Raw genomic sequence first — 21,673 nt, 5'->3', positions numbered from 1 at the left:
CTCTTGCGGGGGGTGCCCCTATATGAGCGTATGTAATGACTTTCCCCAAATTGCCATCCACCCTTGAAGCTGCCCTTGCCGAACGTGAGTATGCTTCTGCCACCAAGGTTCAGTCCGAAGTTCTCCAGCCAGAGGCAGCCGGGCGCGACCTGGTCGTTTCCGCGCAAACGGGATCGGGGAAGACCGTGGCATTCGGGCTGGCGATGGCAGAACAACTGCTGGGCGATGATGAGCGTATTCGCTTTGCCACCGCCCCGCTTGCCCTGGTGATTGCGCCCACGCGTGAACTGGCGCTTCAGGTCAGCCGCGAACTGGCGTGGCTTTACGGCAAATCCGGCGGGCGCGTTGCCACCTGCGTTGGCGGGATGAACCCCTCGCAGGAACGAAAGTCCCTGCGATCAGGCGCCAGCATCGTGGTGGGCACGCCAGGCCGCCTGCGCGATCACCTGGAACGCGGCGCGCTGGACCTGTCCTCCCTCGCCGCCGTCGTGCTGGATGAGGCAGACGAAATGCTGGACATGGGGTTTCGTGAAGAGCTGGAAGAGATTCTCGACGCCACGCCAGAGGGGCGCCGCACGCTGCTGTTCTCCGCCACCATGCCGAAGCCGATCGAGGCATTGGCCCGCCGTTATCAGCGCGATGCCCTGCGCATTGCCACCATCAACGAAGGCCGCGGCCACGGCGATATCGAATATCAGGCCGTCACCGTATCACCGCCAGAGATCGAGAACGCGGTGGTCAACCTGCTGCGTTATCATGAGGCGGAGACGGCAATCCTGTTCTGCGCCACGCGCGAAAAGGTGCGCCATTTGCACTCCACCCTGCAGGAACGCGGCTTTGCCGTGGTCGCCTTGTCGGGCGAGCATTCGCAGTCGGAGCGTAACCAGGCGCTGCAGGCCTTGCGAGATAAGCGGGCGCGCGTTTGCGTTGCCACCGATGTTGCGGCGCGCGGTATCGATCTGCCCTCGCTCAGCCTGGTGGTGCATGTGGAAATTCCGCGCGATGCGGAGGCCTTGCAGCACCGTTCCGGCCGCACGGGCCGTGCCGGGCGCAAGGGCACGGCTGTGCTGATCGTGCCGTTCTCGCGTCGCAAGCGCGTTGAATCCATGCTGCGCAGCGCAAAGATCACTGCCGAATGGACCGATGCGCCAGACCGGCAGGCTATCAAGACCAAGGATCGCGAGCGCCTGCTGGAAAAGCTGCTGCAACCCGTTGAGGTGGAAGATGCCGACCGCGATCTGGCGGATCGGCTGTTGCAGGAAAAGACCCCGGCCGAAATCGCGGCCATGCTGGTCCACGCCCATCGCTCTGCCATGCCGGAGCCGGAAGATCTGATCGCCAACACGCCCGAAGCGCGCAAGGCCGCGCAGCAGGAACGGCATCGTCCCGGCTTTGAAGATACGGTGTGGTTCCGCATGGACATTGGCCGCCGCCAGAACGCCGATCCGCGCTGGATCCTGCCGCTGCTGTGCCGCCGGGGCCATATCACCCGCAACGAGATTGGCGCCATTCGCATCGGCCCTGCCGAAACCTTCTTTCAGATCCCGCGCACTATTGCCGAGAAATTCGCCGATGCTGCCGCTCGCACCGCTGGTGCGGACCCGGATGACGAACCCGTCACCATCACGCAGTCCGAAACCGGGCCGCGCGTGGAAGCGCGCACCAATCGCAAACGTGGGCCGAACAGCGATAATGCCGGCGGCTTCCGCGTAAAGCCAAAGTCGAACGGCAAAAAATTCGACAAGGCGAAGAAGCGCAAGGACGGGCCCAACGCGGCTGGCGGGAAGCCGCCCTACGCAAAGCCTGCTAATGGCAAGCCTTCTGGCGGAAAGCCCGCCGGGGGAAAGCCTAATGGTGGCAAATCGGGCAAGCCGTTCAAATCAGGCAAGCCCAAGTCGCAGCACAACCGCAAGCCTGACTAGGCCCAGCCAGCGATCATCGCGGCTTAGCGGGTAAGCTGCACCAGCTCTCGCAGCGCATCACCGATTTCACCATCGGCGGATTGCGCTGCGGGTGTGTCTGCGTTGAGAGTGAAATAGCGTTCGCTGCGAGAGGCGAGCGTGCCGATCTTTTCGTCCCCGAACAGCGCCGCTACGCCAGCGATCTGGTGCAGGCGTATGCGCAGCTGCTGCGCGCAGGCAGGCTCCTTGCCCTCCGCCCCTGCCAGCCAGTCCGTCGCGGCGGCGTGCACCTGCTCTTTCAGCTCATCGAACTTGGGCCGCATCCGCTCCACCACGCTGTTGCCATCGCTTTTTGCAGGCCTGCGGGCTTCGCGCTGCCACTGGCCGATGCAGGCCTCCAGCTTGCCGGCATTGATAGGCTTCGCAAGATGCGCCTGCATCCCTGCATCCAGGCATTTTTCCACGTCATCGCCAAAGGCATTGGCCGTCAGCGCAACGATCGGCAGGTCCTGCGGGCTGTGCCCCGCCTCGCGAATTTTCCTGGTGGCGGTAACCCCGTCGCAGCGGGGCATCTGGATATCCATCAACACGAGCTTGTAGACGCCCTGCCCCGCCGTCTTTTCCACCATTTCGATGGCTTCCAGTCCATCCACCGCCAGATCGAAATCATGGCCCAGATTGCCGACAAGCGCAGAGATCAGTTCCTGATTGATCGGGTGATCCTCCACGATCAGGATCTTGCCGCTGCTTGCCTCAGGCTCACTCGCCAAGGGCCTTTCAGGGCTTCTCTCAACAGTCTGTGGGTCTGACCTCTCGACATCCCTGAAAGGCAGTACGAAACGGAAGGTAGAACCTTCGCCAACTCTGCTTGTCACAGTGATATCTCCTCCCATGAGTCGAGCCAGTCTGCGGCTGATGGCCAGGCCAAGGCCGGTGCCACCATAATTCGAGGCAACAGCGCCATCCGCCTGCGTGAATTCACCGAAAATCGCTTCTAGCCGGTCTTCCGCGATGCCGATGCCGTCATCTTTCACCAGTATCTCGATACACTTCGTATCGCCCTGTGGGTGGCATGCCACCTGCACATTGATCGCGCCTTCCTTGGTGAATTTGATGGCATTGCCCAGCAGGTTCGAGATCACCTGCCGGATGCGCAGCTTGTCCCCCGCCATCGTGGTGGGAAGATCTCCGGCAATGCTCAGGTTCAGATCGATCCCCTTGGCGGTGGCCGTGGCGCGCATCAGCCGGACTGCCCCGTCCACCGTATGGCGCACGTCGATCGGGACAGAGGCGATGCGCATCGCATCGGCATCGATCTTCGAAAGGTCCAGGATATCGTCAATCAGTGTAACCATGGATCGCCCGGATTCCGCGATCAGTTCGATATGCTGGCGCTGCTTTTCATCCAGGCTGGTGGTCAGCAACAGATCGGCAAAGCCCAGCACGCCGTTCATCGGCGTTCTGATCTCATGGCTCATATTCGCCAGGAAACTGGTCTTGGCGCGGTCGGCACTTTCGGCCTTGTCGCGCGCGTCGCGCAATTCCTGCTCTATGTGGTGCCGCGCAGTAATGTCCATCTGCACGCCGACGTAACCGATGATTTTGCCTTCGCTGTCATGCTCCGGTGCAACCTGCGAATGGATCCAGCGCACGGGTTCTCCCGGAACGCAAATCCTGAATTCCACCTCGTAACCCCTGCCCGTTTTGACTTCGGCGGCCCATTGTTCCAGCAGGCGGTCACGATCTTCCGGATGCACATGGCGGGCGAATTTTCCCTGCGTCGCCTCCTCCAATGTCATCCCGCTCAGCTTCAGGGATTTGGCATTGGCATAGGTACACTTGCCCTGCAGATCGCAACGGAAGATGCCTGCAGGAGAAATCTGCGCCACCGTATCGAATGTGCGATTTGCATCGGCCAGATTTTCCGCCAGCAGCCGATAGCTCGTTTTGCGCTCTTTCAGAGACTGCACCAGCGCCGCAAACGGCAGGCCGACGGCGAATGAACTGGTGAGGAAGACCTGCAGCACCATCAGCTTGTCTGCCATGCCGCCCTTAACCAGATTGATCGGCCCATAACCCAGCGAGGTGGCGACCGTTGCCACGATTGCCAGGTTGATGATGGCAATGGCATTGCCCAGCGTGCCGAGGCGCAAGGCATATAGCAGCACCACCGGCGCATCCAGGAACAGGAAGGGATAGCTTGTCTGCCAGAAGGTGAAGACGCTCACCGCCGTGCCGAAGCAGATGATCAGGCAGGCTTCGATAAAGGCTCGCTTCGTCAGCGCCTTGCGGTTCTCAAAGGCATCGAGAATGATCGTGATGGCCGGGACAAACAGCAGCAGACCCAATGCATCACCGCGCGCCCAGGGCCACCAGAAATCGAAAGCCCCGGCAAGGCCAGCTGGGTTCAGCACCAGGCTAGCCGCAAGGCCGGAGCATGATGCCGCACCTACTGCCGCAAGCGCGAATAGCCCGATGTCAGTGTTGCGAGAAAAATTGGGCCGCTCACAGCCAAGGCGCGTCAACAGCAGCAGCACCACCATCACTTCGATCACATTGGCAAGCGCAAGGGAAGCTGCACGCAACGTCTCGTCGCCGCCCAGAATGTTGGCGGAAAAATTGCCGATCACTGCGCCGATCAGCATGGCGGGCCAGTGGCCTTCGCGTTGCCGGATGATCAGCGCCACCAGCACCGCATTGGGAATCCATACCGCAGCAATCCGCGTCTCGTCGCGCGTCAGCATCACGCTGAAATAGGCCAGCACGCCAAACACCAGCGCGGTGGCACAAAAGATCCCCAACTGGATGGACGAGACTGCGCCCAGTCTTGGGATCGAGAAGCCGGGCTGTCTGTCGGTAACCTGCGTCATCTTGCTATTCACGGATGCGTGGCGCAGCCAAGCGGCGATGTCCGCGTGATCTTTTTCGCGATCAGCTCTTCAGCCCAGAAGAGCACCTCCTGCGGATCGAAAGGCTTCGTCATGTAACAATCGGCGCCCTCGTAATAGGAGATGCGCTCGTCCTCTTCCCCGGAAATGGCTGTCAGCATCATGACAGGCGTCATCACCAGATTGGCGTCAGACCGCATTGCCCGCAGCACGTCCCTGCCGCTGATATTGGGCATGTTCTGATCAAGGATGGCGAGATGTGGTGGGCGCCGTTTCATGGCGGCGAGGGCCTGTTCCCCATCGCTCAACCAGCCCACGCTATGGCCTGCGTCGATCAGTGTTTCGCTGAGGATAGCCCCAACGATCTCATGGTCGTCTACTACGATAATACGCGCCATATCTTTTCCCTGATCAGTACAGGGAACGGCATAAGGCGGTAAACTTGTTGGTTAATGTGCAGGCTACTAAGTAGAAGCCGCATGGTGCGACCCAGCGTTTGGCGACCACGTCCAGATCACGTCGAAACCGTGGCCAGTGGGGGCGCCCCTACGAGGGCAGGAGCGGCATCACGGCGTCATCTTCTTGATAAAGCGAAACATCTCTCCATTCTCCGGCATCCCTTCCGGGCGCGGCTCATGCGATCCGGGATGGCGCGCATGGAAATACTCGACGATCTGAAAGCCGCAGACGTTGACGTAGAAATGGATATTGCGCTTCTCGAAGTAGGGAGTGTGGGTTTCCCAGCTGCGCGTGTTCGGAAACATCGCCTCGATCGCCAGCCACGCTGCCTGGCCCAGCCCGCGGCTATGGTTGCCCACTGCCATATACAGCAGGTCCAGCGAATTTTCCTGCGTTTCTTCGTTGATCGTCACCACCGCGCCACCAACCTTGCGCCCATCGTGAAGGATATGCAGGACCTGCGCATTCTCAGCGCTCATCATCCCGTCCAGATCCTCGTCAGACGGGATGGCGCCCTTCGGCACCTCCCCCAGCAGTTCCATCAGCGGGAGCGAGAAGGCTGCTTGCAGTTCCCGCTTGAATTCAGGGAAATCGGCTTCCTCTGCGGGCACAAGGGTTACTTGGCGTTCGGTCATCTTTATCTCATTCCAAAAGCGGCACGATCTTCATCCGGCGCGCTAACCCTCTGTTGGCCTCGCCACAATTGCGCGAACCGTGGCGCTTTCTTGCGAAAACGGACACCCTTCCCCAAAGCGCACTTTGTCCTTGTCGTAAGCAAGCTTACCTTTTAGCATCGTACCGATTTTTCAGCTTTCAGGATGCATGCATGACCAAGATTACAGAGCTGCTCGACAGACTGGCCCCCTTCCCGGCCATGGATTTTTCCGAATGGGGTGAGGTCGAGATCACGCCCACCACGCGCTATCAGAAACTTACCGGGCAATTCCTGGGCCGCAACTGGGTGGGCATTCCTCACGTCACGCACAATGACGAGGTTGATGTGACCGAGGCTGAAGCCAATCGCCGCGCCTGGAATGCGGATAATCCCGAAGAGAAGATCACGCCGGTGGCGATGGCGGCAAAGGCGCTGGTAGAGGTGTTGCGCCAGTTTCCCATGTTCAACGCCTCCCTGTCAGAAGATGGGGACGCGCTGATCCTGAAGCGTTATTTCAATATCGGCATCGCGGTGGATACGCCGAACGGATTGCTGGTGCCGGTGATCCACGGGTGCAACACACAGACAACCGCCGAAATAGCCGCGAGCATGGCTATCCTTGCTGAAAAGGCGCGCGACAAGGGGCTGAGCATGGCGGAAATGAGCGGCAGCTCCATCACGGTGAGTTCGCTGGGCCATATCGGCGGCACGTCTTTCACGCCGATCATCAATTCGCCGGACGTGGCGATTGTGGGGCTGACGAAGCTGATCGAACGCCCCGTGCGCGGCGCGGATGATGCACCGGAGTGGCGGCTGTTCCTGCCGGTATCGCTCAGCTACGATCACCGCGTGATCAATGGTGCGGATGCGGCGCGCTTCGTGGTGGCCCTCGGCAAAGCCTTGAATGACAAGGCCCTGTTCGCCTAAGCGCCGGCAGAGACGCCTGCATCAGATCCGGTAATTCTTCAGGGGGGCAAAATGCCCCCCTAACTATTAGCGCTGCCCCTTGCGAAACAGGATCGTGAGCAGGAACAGCAGCGTCTTGAAGTCGAGAAGCTTCAAGGCCGCCCTCGCCTGATCCGGCGTCAGCATGGCCTGAATGGGAAGCGCGCCCATGATGCGCCCTTCGATGACGAGGTTGTCGCCATCCTTGCGCAGCGCCTTCACGTCCATCAGGGAGTCGCTATCGATCGTCTTAAGTTCCACCAGTCGTTCTCCTGCTAGCGCCCGCGAGTTCTACCGCTTCGCTGTCTTGATCGAATTGTCATGCGTAGTGGCGAGGATGGATGAAATCCACCAGACCACGAATGCCAGCCCCATGCTCAAGAACGTCGTAGCGGTCATGAACGCTGGCGATGCCGATGAATTGATTGCGTTGTACCACGGAAAGCCCGCGCCGAAATGCGCCATCAAAGTCGCGATCGGACAGATCACGATCACCAGTGCCTGCTTGATGCCGGTAAGATGCGGCAGCAGGAACACGATCAGGCAGGCTCCGAAAATCTCGGACGACGCATTCAGAATGCCCCAGATCGGTGGCTCCGTCATCTTCCAGATCCACAGCGGCTGCGGCTCGAAATAGACCCACAGGCCCGTCGACACCCCGATTGTCTCGCCAAGAAAATATAGAACCGCCGTGGTCGCCGCGGTCTTGAAGACGGTGGAGCGGTAGAGCGTTCCGTGCAGCGCCTTCTGGTAGATCACCAGGTAAACCGCGCCAAAGCCCGCAGTGTAACCCAGCGCGATGTGCCAGGGGATCGTGCGATCAACAGCGCTGAACAGCGCGATGCTGCCTCCCGCCGGATGGACGACGTGCCCCAGATAGCCCGCCAGCGATTCCAGCGGGATCGAGCAGAACGCACCGATGACCAGGAACACCGGGATGAAAGAGCCGAAGCGGCGCGCCACGAAAATCGCGTAGATCAGCATGCCGATTGCCGCCACCAGCGACACCCAGAAGAAGATCGTCTGCAGCGGCTCCGGCATGCTGAGTGCCGGGGCGACTGGAATGGTGCTTTCAGGATTCATGGGTCTCTCCACAGCGTCTCGATATCCGCTTCACTCGCAAATTGATGGTATATAGTTCGGGGTGGCCAGAACGGGTGATGATCACGCGTCCTTCAGCGCGAAACGCCCGCCCTGGCGCGGCATTTCGGTGAAGAGCCTCCAGCCCGGTTCTGCCAGCGTGATACTTTCAATGGCATTCACCAGGCGGGATGATGTCATCACCATCGCATCTGACCATCCCTTGCCGGTGCCGCCTTCCAGACCGAAGGGGAAATCGGCCTTCACGGGCGGGAAGCCCTTGATGTCGATACCATAGCCGCCATCATGGCCGATCCGGTAAAAATCGGGGCCGGATTGCTGCCCCATGCGGGTGACGTGGTTGACTGCGAACAGGTCCTTCCCATTGCGCACGCCGGCCACGCGGAACTTGATCGCCTCTATCGTTCCCTCGCCAATTTCCAGCCCTGAATCGGAGACATAGGCTTCTTTTGCCAGCGCCACATCCACATCCACGCGCACATCGTCCAGGGTGACGCCGAAAGCATCTGCCATGATGTGCGGGCATCCGCCCCAGCAGGTGCGCAGGGTCTCGATCCCGTCGGCGCTCATATCCTCCGGCCTGGAGCCAAAGCCCAGCATGCGCATGGCAGGCAGGATTTCGTAGGAGCCATAGTCCAGCACTTCCCACGTATCGATCGAAGTGATCTCGCTGACGATGCAGCTGGAGATATAGCCCAGCGCATCGGGCACGAAGCCGGGATCGATACCGCCGACATACAGCGAGCTGCCACCTTCCTGGCACGCGGCTTCCACCCCAGCCTTGAACGCCTCTCCATTCTTCAGATGGCGCCAGTGCGAAATGGAAAGGATAGAGGTGACCACATTCTTGCCGCTGCGCAGCAGGTCCAGCAGATCGGGCACCCATGCAGATGACGGCGTGCCCTCCACGCTCGGATCGGTGAGAGCATCGAACGGCACGAAGATGCAGACATCGGCATCCATCGCCAGAATGGCTTCGCGATCATTCGTAGCGGTTATCCCGGTGGCCGCATGTTCGCCATTGGCAAGATTGGCCGCATCCTTGTCCACCTTGGCATCGTGATAACATTTCACGCCGACCAGCGTCAGATCAGGGCGCGGCAGCAAGTAACGAAGGGCATATTGCCCAACCATGCCCGTGCCCCAGACGATGACCTTGTAAGAATCCACCCGCTCTCTCCTCATGCTGGAACATCAGTACCGTATCAATCGCTAGCTTACAATATGCTAGCGATTCTAATACGTCTCGACTTGGTTTGTAAAACTGCGGAAGCCTCATAAGGTGATTGGCCGCGATTATCGTTCAAATCTGCGCGCCATTTTACAAACCTGCTCAAGACACCTTGCTCTCACGAAAATAAATGGTACTATGCCGTATGGTTAGCTAGCCTACACTAATCGAGGCTGGCATTCGTGATCGAAGATTCAGCGCAAGCATGGGCCATACCCGGTGTTTGATGACAAGAATCTCGATGGAGAGGAATAAGGCATGAACTTGCGCCATCATTCGCTCGATACTGCAAATTCGAGCATTCTTCGTGTCACTGCAACTGCGGTGGCCCGCAAAGCAGCGGCCCCCCGGTTTGCAAATGAGGGGGAGGCTTAAGATGTCAGCCAGTGTTCAAACGGCCAGCCGCCCTGCCCCGCTGCAACCGGGCAACGCCCCGCACCACCGGATGGAAAATGTGTCCTTCGCGCCGCAAACGCGGTCTCGCCTCGAGACGGAGGTGCGTTTTCGCAAGCTTTTGACAGGGGCGCAGGTCAACCCGCTCGACGGGATCAACCTTGTCGCATCATCGCGTGCGCTGAACTGGGAAGGCATGAAGCTGGAAGTGGGCGTTAGCCGCGGGCTGGATGTCGAGGATCTTGTCGTCGACGGCCACTATCTGGTGCTGAACCTTGGCGAAGAAACGATTGAGCTGGAAACCAAGCGTGATGACGAATGGGTATCGGCCAGCCTTCCGCCAAAATCATTCTGGATTAACACCGAAGGTCATCCATTTTCCCTTCGCCATTCGAGCCACACCTATTTCGCTACCTGCCTGATAGACGGCGGATATCTGGATAATCGCGTGGGCCATCATTGCGCGCTGCAGAATGTCTGCGGTGCCTCCGATCGCCTCCTCGCCAGCCTGATGGAAGCGATGATCGCATGTCTGTTTGAACAGCAGGCGGACGAGAAGACACGCCAGCTTTCCAACGAGATCATCGGCAATTTTCTGGATGCGCTGGCCATGCGGTTCGGCAAGCGGGTTGGCGCATGCGTCAACAAGGGCGGTATCGCACCCAGCCAGCTTCGCGCGCTGAAAAGCTGGGCGGAATCGCGGCTGGACCAGTCGCTATCCGTGGCCGACATGGCCGCCCGCGTGGAACTTTCATCCGCCCATTTCTCCCGCGAGTTCAAACGATCCACCGGTACCACGCCGTGGCGGTTCATCATTGACCTGCGATTGAAGAAGGCACGGCACGCCATCTACTCCGGCTATTCCGTGGGTGAAGCTGCGGCCGTGGCGGGTTTTTCCGATCAGGCGCATCTAACCCGCGCCTTCAAGCAATCCTATGGCCTGCCGCCCGCGACTTTCCTGAGAAGCTGCGGACGATCCAGCAGGCACACGCTGGTGGATGGCAATTAGTCACTGACGGGGCTGCAATTCGCAGCGCCTCACCCTCTCCCAAATCTCTCCCTAGGCGCCGGTCAACCTGACCGGCGCCATCTTTTCTATTTGAATGAAATTCACTTCGCGTCGCGCAGATCGGGCAGCCAGTGGAACTGCGGCATTTCGGTGTCCAGAATACCGGGATCGGCGCGGACCACGGCCGGGATCGCCTGAATGGCTGGAATGATCGAAGCGATATAGGCCAGCGGCGCGGGATTATCCGGCACCAGCCGTTCTGCCCGCTTTAAGGATCCGACAACTTCCAGCCCCAGCCGGGTGGACGGCCTGCCCTCGATCTCGATGACCCAGTAATCATCGCAGGGCACATTATCGGGGCGCAGCACCTCGTTCAGATACCAGAACACCTCGATCTGGAACATGGGCTTCTCATCCACATAACCCACCCAATCATAACGCAGCATGCCAACGGTATCGGGTTCGACGGAAAAACCGCTGTCGATGGACATTTTCTCCGGCGCAAGAACGTGGTGCGCCGTGCGCTCGATCCTGTCGATGTGCAGACCAAGATGATCCGCCAGATAATGCATGCCCATGGTCAGGTAATTGCCTGCCATGGTCGCCGCGATCGGATCCTTCTCCACCTGCTCTATCGTCGTGCCGAAGCCGAACAGCGGCAGAATGTCCGGCCCCTGATTGATGAGGGACGTGTATTCCTTCAGCTTGATCTGTTCGATCTCGCTGGAAAGGCCAGTCATCAACGGGGCAAGGCGTTCGTAGAAAAAGCCCGGATCGATGCCGGTGCCATACAGCGTTGCCCCGCCCTTCACGCCGGCGGCGTGCAGCCTGTCATGCACATCCTGCCCGCGCGCGGCGGGATATTGATAGGGCAGCACGCTGATGACGTTGAAGCCCTGTTCCAGCACATGCACGATCTCGTCATCGGCGCGGAAATCGGCGAAGTCGCGGGCTGTGTGCAGGATGACTTCGGGCTTTGCGGCGAGGAATGTATCCATATCCGTGGTGATCGCCACGCCGCATGGCTCCTTGCCCAGAAACTCGCCCACATCGCGGCCGTTATTATCCGTGTTGTATCCCAGCACGGATACCAGTTCGACTTCTGGCAGGCGCAGGATCTCACGGATCGCGGCCTTGCCCATTGTTCCTGGCCCCCAGACGGCGACGCGATAGGGTTTACGGGTCATTCTCTTCTCCCTTGGCCCGTGCGGTTTTCCGCCTGGGCGCGACATGATGAGCCCGGCAATCAGGCCCTTGCAGGAGTAGAATTGTGAAAAGCCCACCTTCCCTTGGCAACCATCGGCAGTCAGCATACTATACATAGCAGCACGATTGGATGCTTCGCAGCGGCTTTGTACAAGCTGCCTGCCGCTGCTCCACCTAGCCTGCTGAAATGCGGTGACTTCCCGATCGCTGGCGCAGATTCTCGCGCCGCGCAGTGGCGGATCATCCCACAATGATCGCGGTGTCGGCATCTGGCCGGAAAACCGGGGCGACAAGGCATTCTACAGGAGAGCAGGATGATGGCAGACACAGCAAATGGCCCTGGCGCCAACAAGGCCAGGGAACTGGAAGCTATTCGTCAGATGGAAGCGGATATGTCCAAGGCGATAGCGCGCCTCGATATTCCCGAAGTCATGACCCACTATGTCGATAATGACAGCCTCGTGCTGTTCGACCAGATGACGCCGCGCCAGTACAACGGCAGGCAGGCCATGATCGACATCTGGAACGACTTTCTTGAAAACAAGGTGAAGTCACTCGACAGCTACAGCTCCAGCGAGCCGACCATGTGGGTTTCCGAAGCGGGCGATCTGGCGGGCGGTTTCCTTTTTCACTCATCCGATCTCACCATGCTCGACGGAACGCAGATGAGCGTGGTGCTGCGCGTTACCCATGTGCTGGTGAAGCAGAACGGGCGCTGGGTAGTTCAGCATGAGCACGGCTCCTTCCCCATCAATTGGGAAACCGGCGAGGTTGATTACCTGTCCAAGGAATAGCGCGCTGGCGGCGCTTGGGCACATTCAGGTTTGCGGAGGTTTTATGGAAAGCGCAGATAAGTCGGGTGAGGCGAACAAGCGTGTGGTGCGCGAGTTTCTGAAGCACATGTCCGCGATGAATGCGCCGGAAATGGCGAAGTGGATCACCGATGATTTCACCATCGTTCACACACCGGCGTCGGTGCTTCACGGGACGTACTCCGCAGCCGAAATGCCCGCCCTGGCCGAAAAGATTACTGCCACTCTGCCCAACGGCATCCAGCTGCATATCACGGACATGTTTGCCGAGCGTGATGCGGTGATCGTGCAGGCAACGGGCACTGCCACTTCGGCATCGGGCAAGCCGTACAACAACACATATCTGCTGCTGTTCAAAGTGCGCGACGGGCGCGTCGTGTCGATGACCGAATATCTCGACAGCATCTTGGTGAACGAGGTGTTCGCAGCAGCCTGACGTTATTCAACAAAATATCGAGGAGAGAGAAATGCGTGAGCCATATCGTGTTGGCATCTGGGGCCCCGGAAGCCTGGGCCAGAGCGCCATCCGGCAATTGCTGCGCCTGCCCGAAACCGATCTGGTGGCCGTCATGGCCTATAGCGCGGAAAAGAACGGCGTTGATGCAGGTGACCTTGTCGGCCTGCCGAAAACCGGCGTGCAGATCACCACGGACATAAACACCTTCGTTGCCGCAAAGCCCGAAGTCGTGCTGCACACCGCGCGCGATTTTGGCGATTTCCGCAATGACGAGGAGATCATCGCGCTGCTGGAAGCGGGGATCAACGTCATCAGCGTGCTGCCCTATCAATACCCCATAGCGCGCGGGCAGGACGCGCATGACAAGTTGCAGGCCGCAGCCGTGAAGGGCGGTGCAACGCTGCACGGCACGGGCATCGATCCGGGTTTCCTGTATGAACGTCTGGCCGCCACTATGACGGGGATGTCGAACGAGATTACCCAGATCCGGCTTGAAGAATATTTCAACTGTTCCGGCCTGGAGAACGGAGAGATCCTGAAGCTCTACGGCTTTGGCACCAGCCTGGAAGAGCTGGAGCAGAACGCTGTTCCATCCACCATGGCCGAAAACTATCTGACCATGGGCATTCAGTACCTGGCCGATCACCTTGGCGTTCCGATCAAGAATATCGAACGTCGCAGTCACCACAAACTGACAGACAGCGACATCAATCTGAACAATGGCTTCAGCGCAAAGGCCGGCACCGTGGGCACCGTATCCTTCGAATGGATCGCCTATGCTGAAGATGACACCCCGATGTTCCAGGTGCAGGTGGTCTGGTATCTTGACCGCTCCATGCGGCCCGACGCTGCGCTATCGGACGATTACTGGATCATCGAGGTTGAAGGCACGCCGTCGTCGCGTCTGGGGCTGGAGATCAAGGGATCGATGAAGGACAATCTGGCCATAACGGACAGGGATCCGACGCCGGCCGCCTACCTCGCCACCATGGCCCCATCGGTGCAGGCCATCCCCAAGGTTATCGATGCCGAACCGGGCATCATGATCGCAGAGATGCCGGAGTTTTACTGGAAACCGGACCTGCGCCGATAGCAGCAAAAATAGTACCGTCGCAGCATGATCATTCTAGGAGCGCGGCAGGATTGTCGCGTAGATTGAGGACTCACCGCAAGGCAGGCCAGCATGTGGCCGCAAAGCGGAAATAGTTAGGGAGAACAGACAATGTCCGACACGCTCGAAGACAAGAAGGCAATCGCCCGCAAATACATGGAGGCCGTGTCCAATTTCGACGCTGCCACCATCATGTCGCTGGTGTCCGATGATTTCAAAATCATCACGAAGGGCACTTCTGTCCTCTCCGGTGAGCGCACCATGGCCGATATGCCCGCGCTGACCGAGAAGATGAGCGCGAAGCTCGACGGTCCGGTCCAGACCGAAATCCTCAGCATGATTGCAGAGGGTGATCGCGTGGCGATCGAGATGGAAGGCAAGGGCAAGAGCGTGGACGGCAAGGCCTACGACAATCAGTATCTCTTCATCCTGCATATCGCGGATGGCAAGGTCCATTCGATGACGGAATACATGGATACGCGCCTTGTGGACGATGTGTTCGGTTGATCCATCCTCCATGGCCCGCGCCGCTGATTTTTAAGGAATATTGATATGGCAAACGCACCCAGTGAATTGTTCTCGCTCGCCGGCAAGGTGTCGATCGTGCTTGGCTCGTCTCGCGGCATCGGCCGCTCGATTGCAGAGGAATCCGCAGCGCTTGGCGCGTCCGTAGTCGTCACCGCGCGCAAGGTGGAAGACGCGCAGGACACCGTTGACGCTATCGAGGCGGCGGGCGGCAAGGCGCTGGCCGTGGCTGTCGAAATGAGCAAGAAGGAAGACCTCGAGGCTCTTACCAAGAAGACGCTGGAAGCCTTCGGGCGTATCGACAACGTGGTGGCCAATGTGGCCGTCAATCCCGGCATGGGCCCGATTACGCAGCGCCCTGATGAGGATTGGGACATCGTGATGGCCGTCAATGTGAAGGCCGTGGTCCAGCTGGCCAAGCTGACGCTGCCAGAAATCGCCAAGCAGGGCGGTGGCAGCTTCACCATCATTTCATCGAACGGTGCGCTATTCGGCACGCTGGCGGCGCCGGTCTATTCGGTGTCAAAGACGGCAGAGCTTGGCCTGGTGCGGCAGCTTGCGGTCGAATGGGGCAGCCAGAACGTTCGGATCAATGCGATCCTGCCCGGCCTGATCCAGACAGAACTGTCTCGCGGATTGTGGGAAAACGAGGAGCTGCTCGCCCATTTCGAGGCGACGACCCCGCTGGGCCGCATGGGCCAGCCTGCCGATATCGGCGGCCTGGGCGCCTTCCTTGCCACAAACGCTGGCGCTTACATCACCGGTCAGGCGATTGTGGCCGATGGCGGCTCCACCACGGTGAGCAATCTGTGATGCAGGCGGCGCCCCGTCGGCACGCACTCACAAGTGCGCCTATCGACGCGGCGCCGCCCCCACGCGGGCACCCTGCCCTGCCCTGTAAGATTAGAGGACATTTGCTGTGAAAGCGATCGTAGTAGGCGGCGGATTGGCCGGTTTGGGTGCAGCATACAGGCTGCACAAGAACGGATGGGAAGTCACCGTTCTGGAGGCTGACGAGGAAGTAGGCGGGCGCGCCAAGATGATTGAGCGCAACGGATATTCCATTCCCACCGGCGCCACGCAGGTGTCCACCGGCTATCACGATTACATCGCGCTGTGCAAAGAGCTGGGCGTGGATGATGATTTCGTTGCCGGCAGCAACATGGTCAGCCTGATCCGCGATGGTAAGCTTTACGAAATTGACGGCACGAAACCGCTCACCGTCGCACTGACGGGTGCTCTCAGCCTGCGCAGCAAATATCTGATCGCGCGCTCCATGATGGAAATGCGCGCGATGGAGCCAAAGCTCAGCCCGCTGGACATGAGCGCGAACCACGCCGTGGACGATGGCCGCACCGCGAAGGATTTCGCGATGGAGCGGATGAACCAGCAGAGTTACGACGTGCTGGTCGACCCGCTGATGCGGGCATGCACGCTGAACCGGGGTGACGCGGTTTCGGCGCTGGAGTGGTTCTCTGCACTCTCAACACTTGGCGGGGTGAAGTTCATCACCCTGCGCGGCGGGGTGCAGCGCCTGTCGCACCTGCTCGCCGCCAAGGTGGATACGCGGGTGAATGCGCGCGTTACCGATGTCAAACGCACCACTGGCGGCGTGGAGGTAAACTTCACCCAGGACGGCGTGCCGCAATCCCTCACCGCCGATGCCTGCGTCTTGGCGACCCGCCTGCCAGAGGCGGTGGAGATGAGCGAAGAGATGGCTGAGGTGGCAAAGCCACTGGCAAGCCGCATCGAATACAATCGCGGTTTCCTGGTTCACCTGGGTTACAGCGTGAAGCCAAAAACCCGCTCTGTCGGTGTGATGGTGCCGACGGTTGAGAACCCCTATATCGCGCTGATCTGGCTGGAGCATAACAAGGGCGAGGATGACATCACCCCGCCCGGCCACGGCCTGTTCACCGTGTATTTTGACGAAGCCGCGCTGGACGATGTGAAATCGGGCAGTGACGAGGAATACGGCAAGATCGCCGCCGACTATCTGGAAAAGCTCTATCCGGAATTGAAGGGGCATCAGGACATGATGGCAGTGTCCCGCTGGAACCTTGCCATCCCGCATCCCACGCCCGGCCACTATCGCGCAGTGAATGAGATGAAGGGTCGGATCGATCCTGCCGGCCCCATTCAGCTTGCGGGGGACTATTTCACCACCACCGGCCAGAACTCCGCCATCCATTGGGGGCAGCGGGCCGCGGACAATATCATCAAGCATATCGGCCGCCGGAATGCTCCCGCAGAGAGCTTGGCCGAACTGAAAGCATAAAGCGCCAATTGCCGAAAATTACAGGCCGCCTTCTCCGCCGATAAGGAGTGCTGGCTGGCCGATAGAGGATGAGGAACAAGGCAAATGAACATCATACCAAAACCGGTAGACGCCGTAATGCCCGCCATGCCGCAGATGGTGATCATGGTGATCCTCGGCGTGCTTGTGGTCCTCTCCCTGATCTACGCGCTGCGCATGCTGTCCAAGGGTGACAACCGCATGCTGATCCTGATGTTTGCCGGTCTGTTTCTGACGCTGGAGGAAGGCCTTGCCGCTTTCCTGATCAAGGTCGATCACTCGCCCGTGGGCCAGTACGAGGCGTTTGAGGCCTTTGGCGTCCACGTGCCCTGGTGGATGGCGCTGCTTTACATCGTGTTCTTCGGGCTTGGCGGATATCTGATGCTGAAGTCTTTCGGCACCGGCGTATCGGGCAAGGCGTTCTGGGGCACTTGGCTCTATCTTGTCGTTTCCGAAGGCGCTTTCGAGGTTTACGCGACCCACATCGGCATGCTCACCTATTACGGTCCGCAGCCTATGATGATCGGCGGTTTCCCGGCCTATATGGGATTGGTGAATGCAACGCAGGCGCTGGCCTTCGTGCTGGTGGCGCGCATCTGGTTTGCGACATTCCAGGGCGGCACGCGCTGGCTGCTGGTGCCGCTGGCGCCGCTGATCGCGCCGGGCGTCTTCGTCTTCATGATCCTGCCGCTCGCATCCGGGCTTGATTCCGGCAACTATGCCTATGCTTGGGCCGGTGCAATCGCCAGCTGCATCATCGCGACATCGCTTGCTGCCCTCGCCCTTCGCGGTCTTCGCCGCATCGCCCGTATCGAGGGCAAAGGCCAGACCTTCGCGCCGCTGGGCACCGCGCCATCGGCCTTGTGAGCCGCTGAACGCAGGAAAAGAATTCACGTTTACAGCGAAAGCTGATCCGAGGAGATTTGAGACATGAGTAAATCCTTCAAAGTCGCAGTGTGGGGCACCGGCATGATCGGCCAGTACGCCTTGCGCTACATTCTCGGTCGCCCGGAGCTGGATCTGGTGGGCGTCCTGTGCTGGTCTGACGACAAGGTTGGCAAGGACGCGGCAGAGCTTGCCGATGGGGATCATCCCGACAGCGGCATCAAGGTGAGCAATGACGTGGACGCCTTCATGGCGCTGGATGCAGACGTGGTAATCTATGCGCCCAAGGATGCGCTGGCTGATCCTTCAATTGAAGGCTCCCCTTCATCGCAATCCGTGCCGCATATCGAGGCGCTGCTGCGGAGCGGCAAGAATGTGCTGACGCCGATCCTCTCCTTCACGCACTGGCGCCACCTCAAGAATGGGGACGCCCTGCGCGCACGGTTGGAAGATGCAGCGAAGGCAGGCAACGCCAGCCTGCTGGGTGCCGGGCTGGATCCGGGTTACGTCACCGATGCCTTCGCCTTCTTTGCCAGCACGGCGACGGGCGAAATCGATTCCATCGATACCTGGGAAATTCTCGATTACGGCTCTTACGGTGCGCTCGACACAGTGCGCATGCTGGGCTTTGGCGCACGTCCGCAGGATATGCCGCCGGAAGGGCTGGAGACCTTGAAGATCGGCTGGGGCGGCGCGCTGCACGTGCTGGCGGATGCCTTCCATATTGAACTGGATGATATTCGCCTGGATGTGGATGTCGCCCTCGCCAAGGAAGCCTACACCGGGCAGGCAGGTCTGGAGATCGCGGAAAGATCGATAGAGGCGATGATGTTCCGCGTCGCCGGTGTTTACAAGGGCAAGGATGTGTTCGGCATCAACCATGTCACCCGCATCGGGCCGCAGGCTGGGCCAGACTTCCGCAACATCGGCCATGATGGCGGCTACGCCGTTCACATCGCCGGCTACCCGCCGATCAATGCAGAATTTCCTTTCGGCTATGATGAGGGAACCGGACGTGGCTGGTCCGATGCCATGGCGATGACGTCGGCGCGGCTGGTGAACGCCGTTGAAAGCATTGTCGATGCCGAACCGGGCTGGCGCCTGTTCTTCGAAACGCCGCGCCACGGTGGCCGGTTCGCCCTGAAGCTACGATAAGACGGGAAAGATCGATCATGCATAAAGACAAGGTGACGGATAACGACAGCGCGCAGGAGTTCCTGAATGCGTTCTCGACGATGGCCAACCAGCCATCGAAGGAAAATCTGGAGCGTCTCCAGGCCTACTACTCGCCCGATCTGCATTTTGAGGACCCCGGCCAGACTTATGAAAGCTGGGAGGCATACGGCAACGCCTTCATGCATTTCCAAAGCGCGGCGAAAGTTGGCCTGACGGTTCAGGAATGGGCACTGTCTGAAGGAAACCTATTCGTGCGGTGGGGCTTCTTCATGCACTCCGGCGAAGGGTTCGAAGGCGAAGCTGCCTATGATTCCGGCGATGCGGCAATCGAATTCGATGGCTTCACATATTTCAGGCTGAATGCAGAGGGCAAAGTCCAGTTTCAGCAGGAAGGCTGGGCGCAGGTGCCAGAGGCTTATCGCCAGCACCTGAGGTAAACCCATGCGGCGGACGGCTGGATCTGCTGACCGCATGGCTGCATAAAGCTTCGTCCATTTCATGGGGCGGTCCTTACAAGGGGCCGCCCCTCATCATAAGGATTTGCGCAGATGGCCATTAATGCATGGGTGTTGTTGCTGGCGGCGATCGCGCTTGAAGTGGTGTCGACCAGCCTGCTGAACGCTTCCCAGGGTCTGACCCGGTGGAGATATGGCCTGCCCGCAATGGCGGGTTACGGCGTGTGCCTGTGGCTGCTGGCCATGGCGATGACGCGCATACCCATGGGGGTCGCCTACGCCGTTTGGTCTGGCGTGGGGATCGTGGCGATCTCTCTTATCGGGTGGACCGTGTTCCGCCAGAACCTGTCCCTTGCGCAAACCGGGTTCATGGCATTGATCCTGATCGGGGCCATCGGCCTCAACCTCTCGACCCCGAAGATCGCGGGCTGAATTCAGCGATAACCCATGCGCCGCGTCACCCAGTCCAGCGCGCGGAAAGACAGCAACCAGGATATGAAGCGGAAGGCGTGCGATGCCACGCCCTGCACGTAAACCGGCTTGGGCCGCCTCGCCTCCAGCGCTTTCACGATATCCTTCGTGACGAGCGACGGCATGAAGCCGGTTTCAAGCCCAACACCGATAGTGGTCAGCTGACCCTGCAGCATCTGTTCGTAAAACGGATCCGCGCCACCTTCGGGCTGCATCAGAGCGGTGTTCTGATCCCGCTCATAACTGCGATGCGTCACCTCTTCAGGTGTACATCCGCGAATTTCCGCCAGCCTGTGCTTCGTGGCTTCGTGCAGGCCCTGCGCCATATACGTGTGCTTGATCACCCCCGGCAGCAGCAGGCTGACGCCGATGCCCGTGTTCTTCAATTCCCGCCGCAGCACGTGAGACATTCCGTTCATCGCGCACTTGGCCGTGACATAAGGCAGCACCATCGGCGGCGGGGCAAAGGTGGTGGCAGAGCTGATGAAAATGATCCGCCCGCGATCCCGCTTCAGCAAAGGCAGGCAGGCCATGATCGCCGCAAAATTGCCGATGACATTCGTCTCGTAAGTATCGCGCAAAAGGGCAACCGATGTGTGCTCTGCCGGAACCCCTTCGGGCGAGGCCGCACCGTTCAACACCAGCCCTGCCAGGCGCTCCCCCGATGCCGCAATCTTTTCCGCCAGCTCCGCCATCTGCTCATGCTTGCGCAGGTCCAACATGACGGGCGTCAGTTCGCCCGCACTCGCTGGCTGTGCGGCCAGAGCGGACACGATGTCCCACTCCCACGGATCAATCGCACCAGCATAGACGTGGTATCCCCTGTCGCGCAGGGTCTGCACCGCATCATGGCCTACGCCACCTGCCGCGCCCGTGACGATGACGGCCGGCGAACCCTTGGATGATCGATCTTCACGCACTGTTTTTCCCTCCGCTCCCACACGCGACATTGATTGCCATTCTGGTTGCGAAGTTACGCCTTGCCCTGCCCTCCTCCTTGTCGATTTCGCATCGGCGCGGGCAAAAAGTGCTGTTTTGCTGAACCGCCACTGAGAGGTGTCGCAGGCATTCTCCAATTATGCCTCGCAAGATTGGTAAGGCATCCATATAGTAAGGAAGTGTTCCATTCAGCTGATAGGAAGAACATGAGCTACACAAACATCATCCGATCGTCTGAAGTCCCCGCGGGAGAAATGCGCGCCGTCACCATCGGCAAACGCAAGCTGATGGTGGTCAATGTGGATGGCCGCTTTTATGTGGCAGACCGCAAGTGCCCGCATTTTGGCGTGAACCTGTGCCGGGGCAAGCTGGAGGGGGAAACAGTGATGTGCCCGCTTCACCGCGCGCGTTTTGACCTGAATTCGGGAGAGGTTCTGCGTGATCCGCACATCCTGTTCATGGATCTGAACATTCGCGGCGGCCTGCGGACTTACCCTGTCCAGATCGAGGGCGACAAGGTCATGAGCGATATTGGCGAAGCCTGAGCAAAGGAGCGGCTGCGCGCCGCTCTTTTAACAATTCGGCGCGGGACCGGTGGGCAGTGATGCGCCATCCCAGTCCCGCGCCGGTATTTTATCAATCCATCGCCTTCACGATTTCCTCGACCATCTTCTTGGCATCGCTGAGCAGCATCATGGTCTGGTCCATGTAGAACACGTCATTGTCGACGCCCGCATAGCCCACGCCGCCCATGCTGC

General features: G+C 59.6%; 23 protein-coding genes. 14 read left to right on the top strand and 9 right to left on the bottom strand.

The window, feature by feature from the left end; genetic code table 11:
- Positions 1 to 35 precede the first annotated feature (35 nt).
- A complete protein-coding gene (locus GRF63_RS07635; protein WP_160485455.1) occupies positions 36 to 1,922 on the top strand; it encodes a DEAD/DEAH box helicase in 1,887 nt (628 codons plus the stop codon).
- A gap of 23 nt (positions 1,923 to 1,945) precedes the next feature.
- Here GRF63_RS07635 and GRF63_RS07630 read toward each other — a convergent pair whose 3' ends face one another.
- The 3 genes from GRF63_RS07630 to GRF63_RS07620 form a co-directional block, all read right to left on the bottom strand.
- Positions 1,946 to 4,783 carry an ATP-binding protein gene (locus tag GRF63_RS07630; RefSeq protein ID WP_160485454.1) on the bottom strand — a complete coding sequence of 946 codons (2,838 nt, stop codon included), beginning with the start codon at positions 4,781 to 4,783 and terminating at the stop codon, positions 1,946 to 1,948.
- Complete coding sequence (locus GRF63_RS07625; protein WP_160485453.1) at positions 4,780 to 5,187, bottom strand: response regulator transcription factor; 408 nt, start codon at positions 5,185 to 5,187, stop codon at positions 4,780 to 4,782. The genes GRF63_RS07630 and GRF63_RS07625 overlap by 4 nt, the downstream gene beginning before the upstream one ends.
- Before the next feature lie 168 nt (positions 5,188 to 5,355).
- Positions 5,356 to 5,883 (bottom strand): N-acetyltransferase, encoded by a 528-nt coding sequence (locus tag GRF63_RS07620; RefSeq protein WP_160485452.1) that lies wholly within the window; start codon positions 5,881 to 5,883, stop codon positions 5,356 to 5,358.
- 191 nt (positions 5,884 to 6,074) lie between these two features.
- Between GRF63_RS07620 and GRF63_RS07615 the strand changes: the two genes are divergently transcribed.
- Positions 6,075 to 6,830: a 2-oxo acid dehydrogenase subunit E2 gene (locus GRF63_RS07615; protein ID WP_160485451.1), complete on the top strand. Its 756-nt coding sequence runs from the start codon at positions 6,075 to 6,077 to the stop codon at positions 6,828 to 6,830.
- 66 nt (positions 6,831 to 6,896) lie between these two features.
- Here GRF63_RS07615 and GRF63_RS07610 read toward each other — a convergent pair whose 3' ends face one another.
- The 3 genes from GRF63_RS07610 to GRF63_RS07600 all read right to left on the bottom strand — a co-directional run bounded on the left by GRF63_RS07610 (position 6,897) and on the right by GRF63_RS07600 (position 9,119).
- On the bottom strand, positions 6,897 to 7,109 hold the full coding sequence (locus GRF63_RS07610; RefSeq protein WP_337189633.1) for a hypothetical protein: 213 nt from the start codon (positions 7,107 to 7,109) through the stop codon (positions 6,897 to 6,899).
- Between the two features lie 30 nt (positions 7,110 to 7,139).
- Positions 7,140 to 7,931, bottom strand: a complete 792-nt coding sequence (locus GRF63_RS07605) for a hypothetical protein (RefSeq protein ID WP_160485450.1) — start codon at positions 7,929 to 7,931, stop codon at positions 7,140 to 7,142.
- A gap of 81 nt (positions 7,932 to 8,012) precedes the next feature.
- Entirely contained in the window at positions 8,013 to 9,119 is a 1,107-nt protein-coding gene (locus GRF63_RS07600; RefSeq protein WP_160485449.1) for a hypothetical protein, read from the bottom strand.
- A 437-nt stretch (positions 9,120 to 9,556) separates the two neighbouring features.
- Here GRF63_RS07600 and GRF63_RS07595 point away from each other — a divergent pair, with 437 nt between their 5' ends.
- Entirely contained in the window at positions 9,557 to 10,582 is a 1,026-nt protein-coding gene (locus GRF63_RS07595) for a helix-turn-helix domain-containing protein (RefSeq protein ID WP_160485448.1), read from the top strand.
- A gap of 101 nt (positions 10,583 to 10,683) precedes the next feature.
- Here GRF63_RS07595 and GRF63_RS07590 read toward each other — a convergent pair whose 3' ends face one another.
- Positions 10,684 to 11,769 (bottom strand): NAD(P)H-dependent amine dehydrogenase family protein, encoded by a 1,086-nt coding sequence (locus GRF63_RS07590; protein WP_160485447.1) that lies wholly within the window; start codon positions 11,767 to 11,769, stop codon positions 10,684 to 10,686.
- Positions 11,770 to 12,102: 333 nt separating this feature from the next.
- On the opposite strand from GRF63_RS07590, the gene GRF63_RS07585 reads away from it, so the two are divergent.
- The 10 genes from GRF63_RS07585 to GRF63_RS07540 all read left to right on the top strand — a co-directional run bounded on the left by GRF63_RS07585 (position 12,103) and on the right by GRF63_RS07540 (position 19,937).
- Positions 12,103 to 12,582 (top strand): YybH family protein, encoded by a 480-nt coding sequence (locus GRF63_RS07585; RefSeq protein WP_160485446.1) that lies wholly within the window; start codon positions 12,103 to 12,105, stop codon positions 12,580 to 12,582.
- 43 nt (positions 12,583 to 12,625) lie between these two features.
- Complete coding sequence (locus GRF63_RS07580) at positions 12,626 to 13,036, top strand: nuclear transport factor 2 family protein (RefSeq protein ID WP_160485445.1); 411 nt, start codon at positions 12,626 to 12,628, stop codon at positions 13,034 to 13,036.
- Positions 13,037 to 13,067: 31 nt separating this feature from the next.
- Positions 13,068 to 14,150 (top strand): NAD(P)H-dependent amine dehydrogenase family protein, encoded by a 1,083-nt coding sequence (locus GRF63_RS07575; RefSeq protein WP_160485444.1) that lies wholly within the window; start codon positions 13,068 to 13,070, stop codon positions 14,148 to 14,150.
- A gap of 129 nt (positions 14,151 to 14,279) precedes the next feature.
- Positions 14,280 to 14,675: a nuclear transport factor 2 family protein gene (locus GRF63_RS07570; protein ID WP_160485443.1), complete on the top strand. Its 396-nt coding sequence runs from the start codon at positions 14,280 to 14,282 to the stop codon at positions 14,673 to 14,675.
- Positions 14,676 to 14,720: 45 nt separating this feature from the next.
- Positions 14,721 to 15,506, top strand: a complete 786-nt coding sequence (locus tag GRF63_RS07565; RefSeq protein ID WP_160485442.1) for an SDR family NAD(P)-dependent oxidoreductase — start codon at positions 14,721 to 14,723, stop codon at positions 15,504 to 15,506.
- 106 nt (positions 15,507 to 15,612) lie between these two features.
- Entirely contained in the window at positions 15,613 to 16,971 is a 1,359-nt protein-coding gene (locus tag GRF63_RS07560) for an FAD-dependent oxidoreductase (protein WP_160485441.1), read from the top strand.
- A gap of 84 nt (positions 16,972 to 17,055) precedes the next feature.
- A complete protein-coding gene (locus GRF63_RS07555) occupies positions 17,056 to 17,856 on the top strand; it encodes a hypothetical protein (protein ID WP_160485440.1) in 801 nt (266 codons plus the stop codon).
- Between the two features lie 63 nt (positions 17,857 to 17,919).
- Positions 17,920 to 19,029, top strand: a complete 1,110-nt coding sequence (locus GRF63_RS07550; protein ID WP_160485439.1) for an NAD(P)H-dependent amine dehydrogenase family protein — start codon at positions 17,920 to 17,922, stop codon at positions 19,027 to 19,029.
- Between the two features lie 17 nt (positions 19,030 to 19,046).
- Positions 19,047 to 19,487 carry a nuclear transport factor 2 family protein gene (locus GRF63_RS07545; RefSeq protein ID WP_160485438.1) on the top strand — a complete coding sequence of 147 codons (441 nt, stop codon included), beginning with the start codon at positions 19,047 to 19,049 and terminating at the stop codon, positions 19,485 to 19,487.
- Between the two features lie 111 nt (positions 19,488 to 19,598).
- Complete coding sequence (locus tag GRF63_RS07540; protein WP_202131655.1) at positions 19,599 to 19,937, top strand: DMT family transporter; 339 nt, start codon at positions 19,599 to 19,601, stop codon at positions 19,935 to 19,937.
- Between the two features lie 2 nt (positions 19,938 to 19,939).
- Here GRF63_RS07540 and GRF63_RS07535 read toward each other — a convergent pair whose 3' ends face one another.
- Entirely contained in the window at positions 19,940 to 20,896 is a 957-nt protein-coding gene (locus GRF63_RS07535; RefSeq protein WP_160485437.1) for an SDR family NAD(P)-dependent oxidoreductase, read from the bottom strand.
- Positions 20,897 to 21,121: 225 nt separating this feature from the next.
- On the opposite strand from GRF63_RS07535, the gene GRF63_RS07530 reads away from it, so the two are divergent.
- On the top strand, positions 21,122 to 21,460 hold the full coding sequence (locus tag GRF63_RS07530) for a Rieske (2Fe-2S) protein (RefSeq protein WP_160485436.1): 339 nt from the start codon (positions 21,122 to 21,124) through the stop codon (positions 21,458 to 21,460).
- A gap of 91 nt (positions 21,461 to 21,551) precedes the next feature.
- Here the strand turns inward: GRF63_RS07530 and GRF63_RS07525 are convergent.
- Positions 21,552 to 21,673, bottom strand: a 122-nt coding sequence (locus GRF63_RS07525; RefSeq protein WP_160485435.1) for an NAD(P)(+) transhydrogenase (Re/Si-specific) subunit beta, incomplete at its 5' end; no start/stop codon positions are given.

The sequence above is a fragment of the Aurantiacibacter rhizosphaerae genome (assembly GCF_009807005.1).
GTDB lineage: Bacteria > Pseudomonadota > Alphaproteobacteria > Sphingomonadales > Sphingomonadaceae > Alteraurantiacibacter > Alteraurantiacibacter rhizosphaerae.
This window is presented reverse-complemented; position numbering and strand designations above follow the sequence as displayed.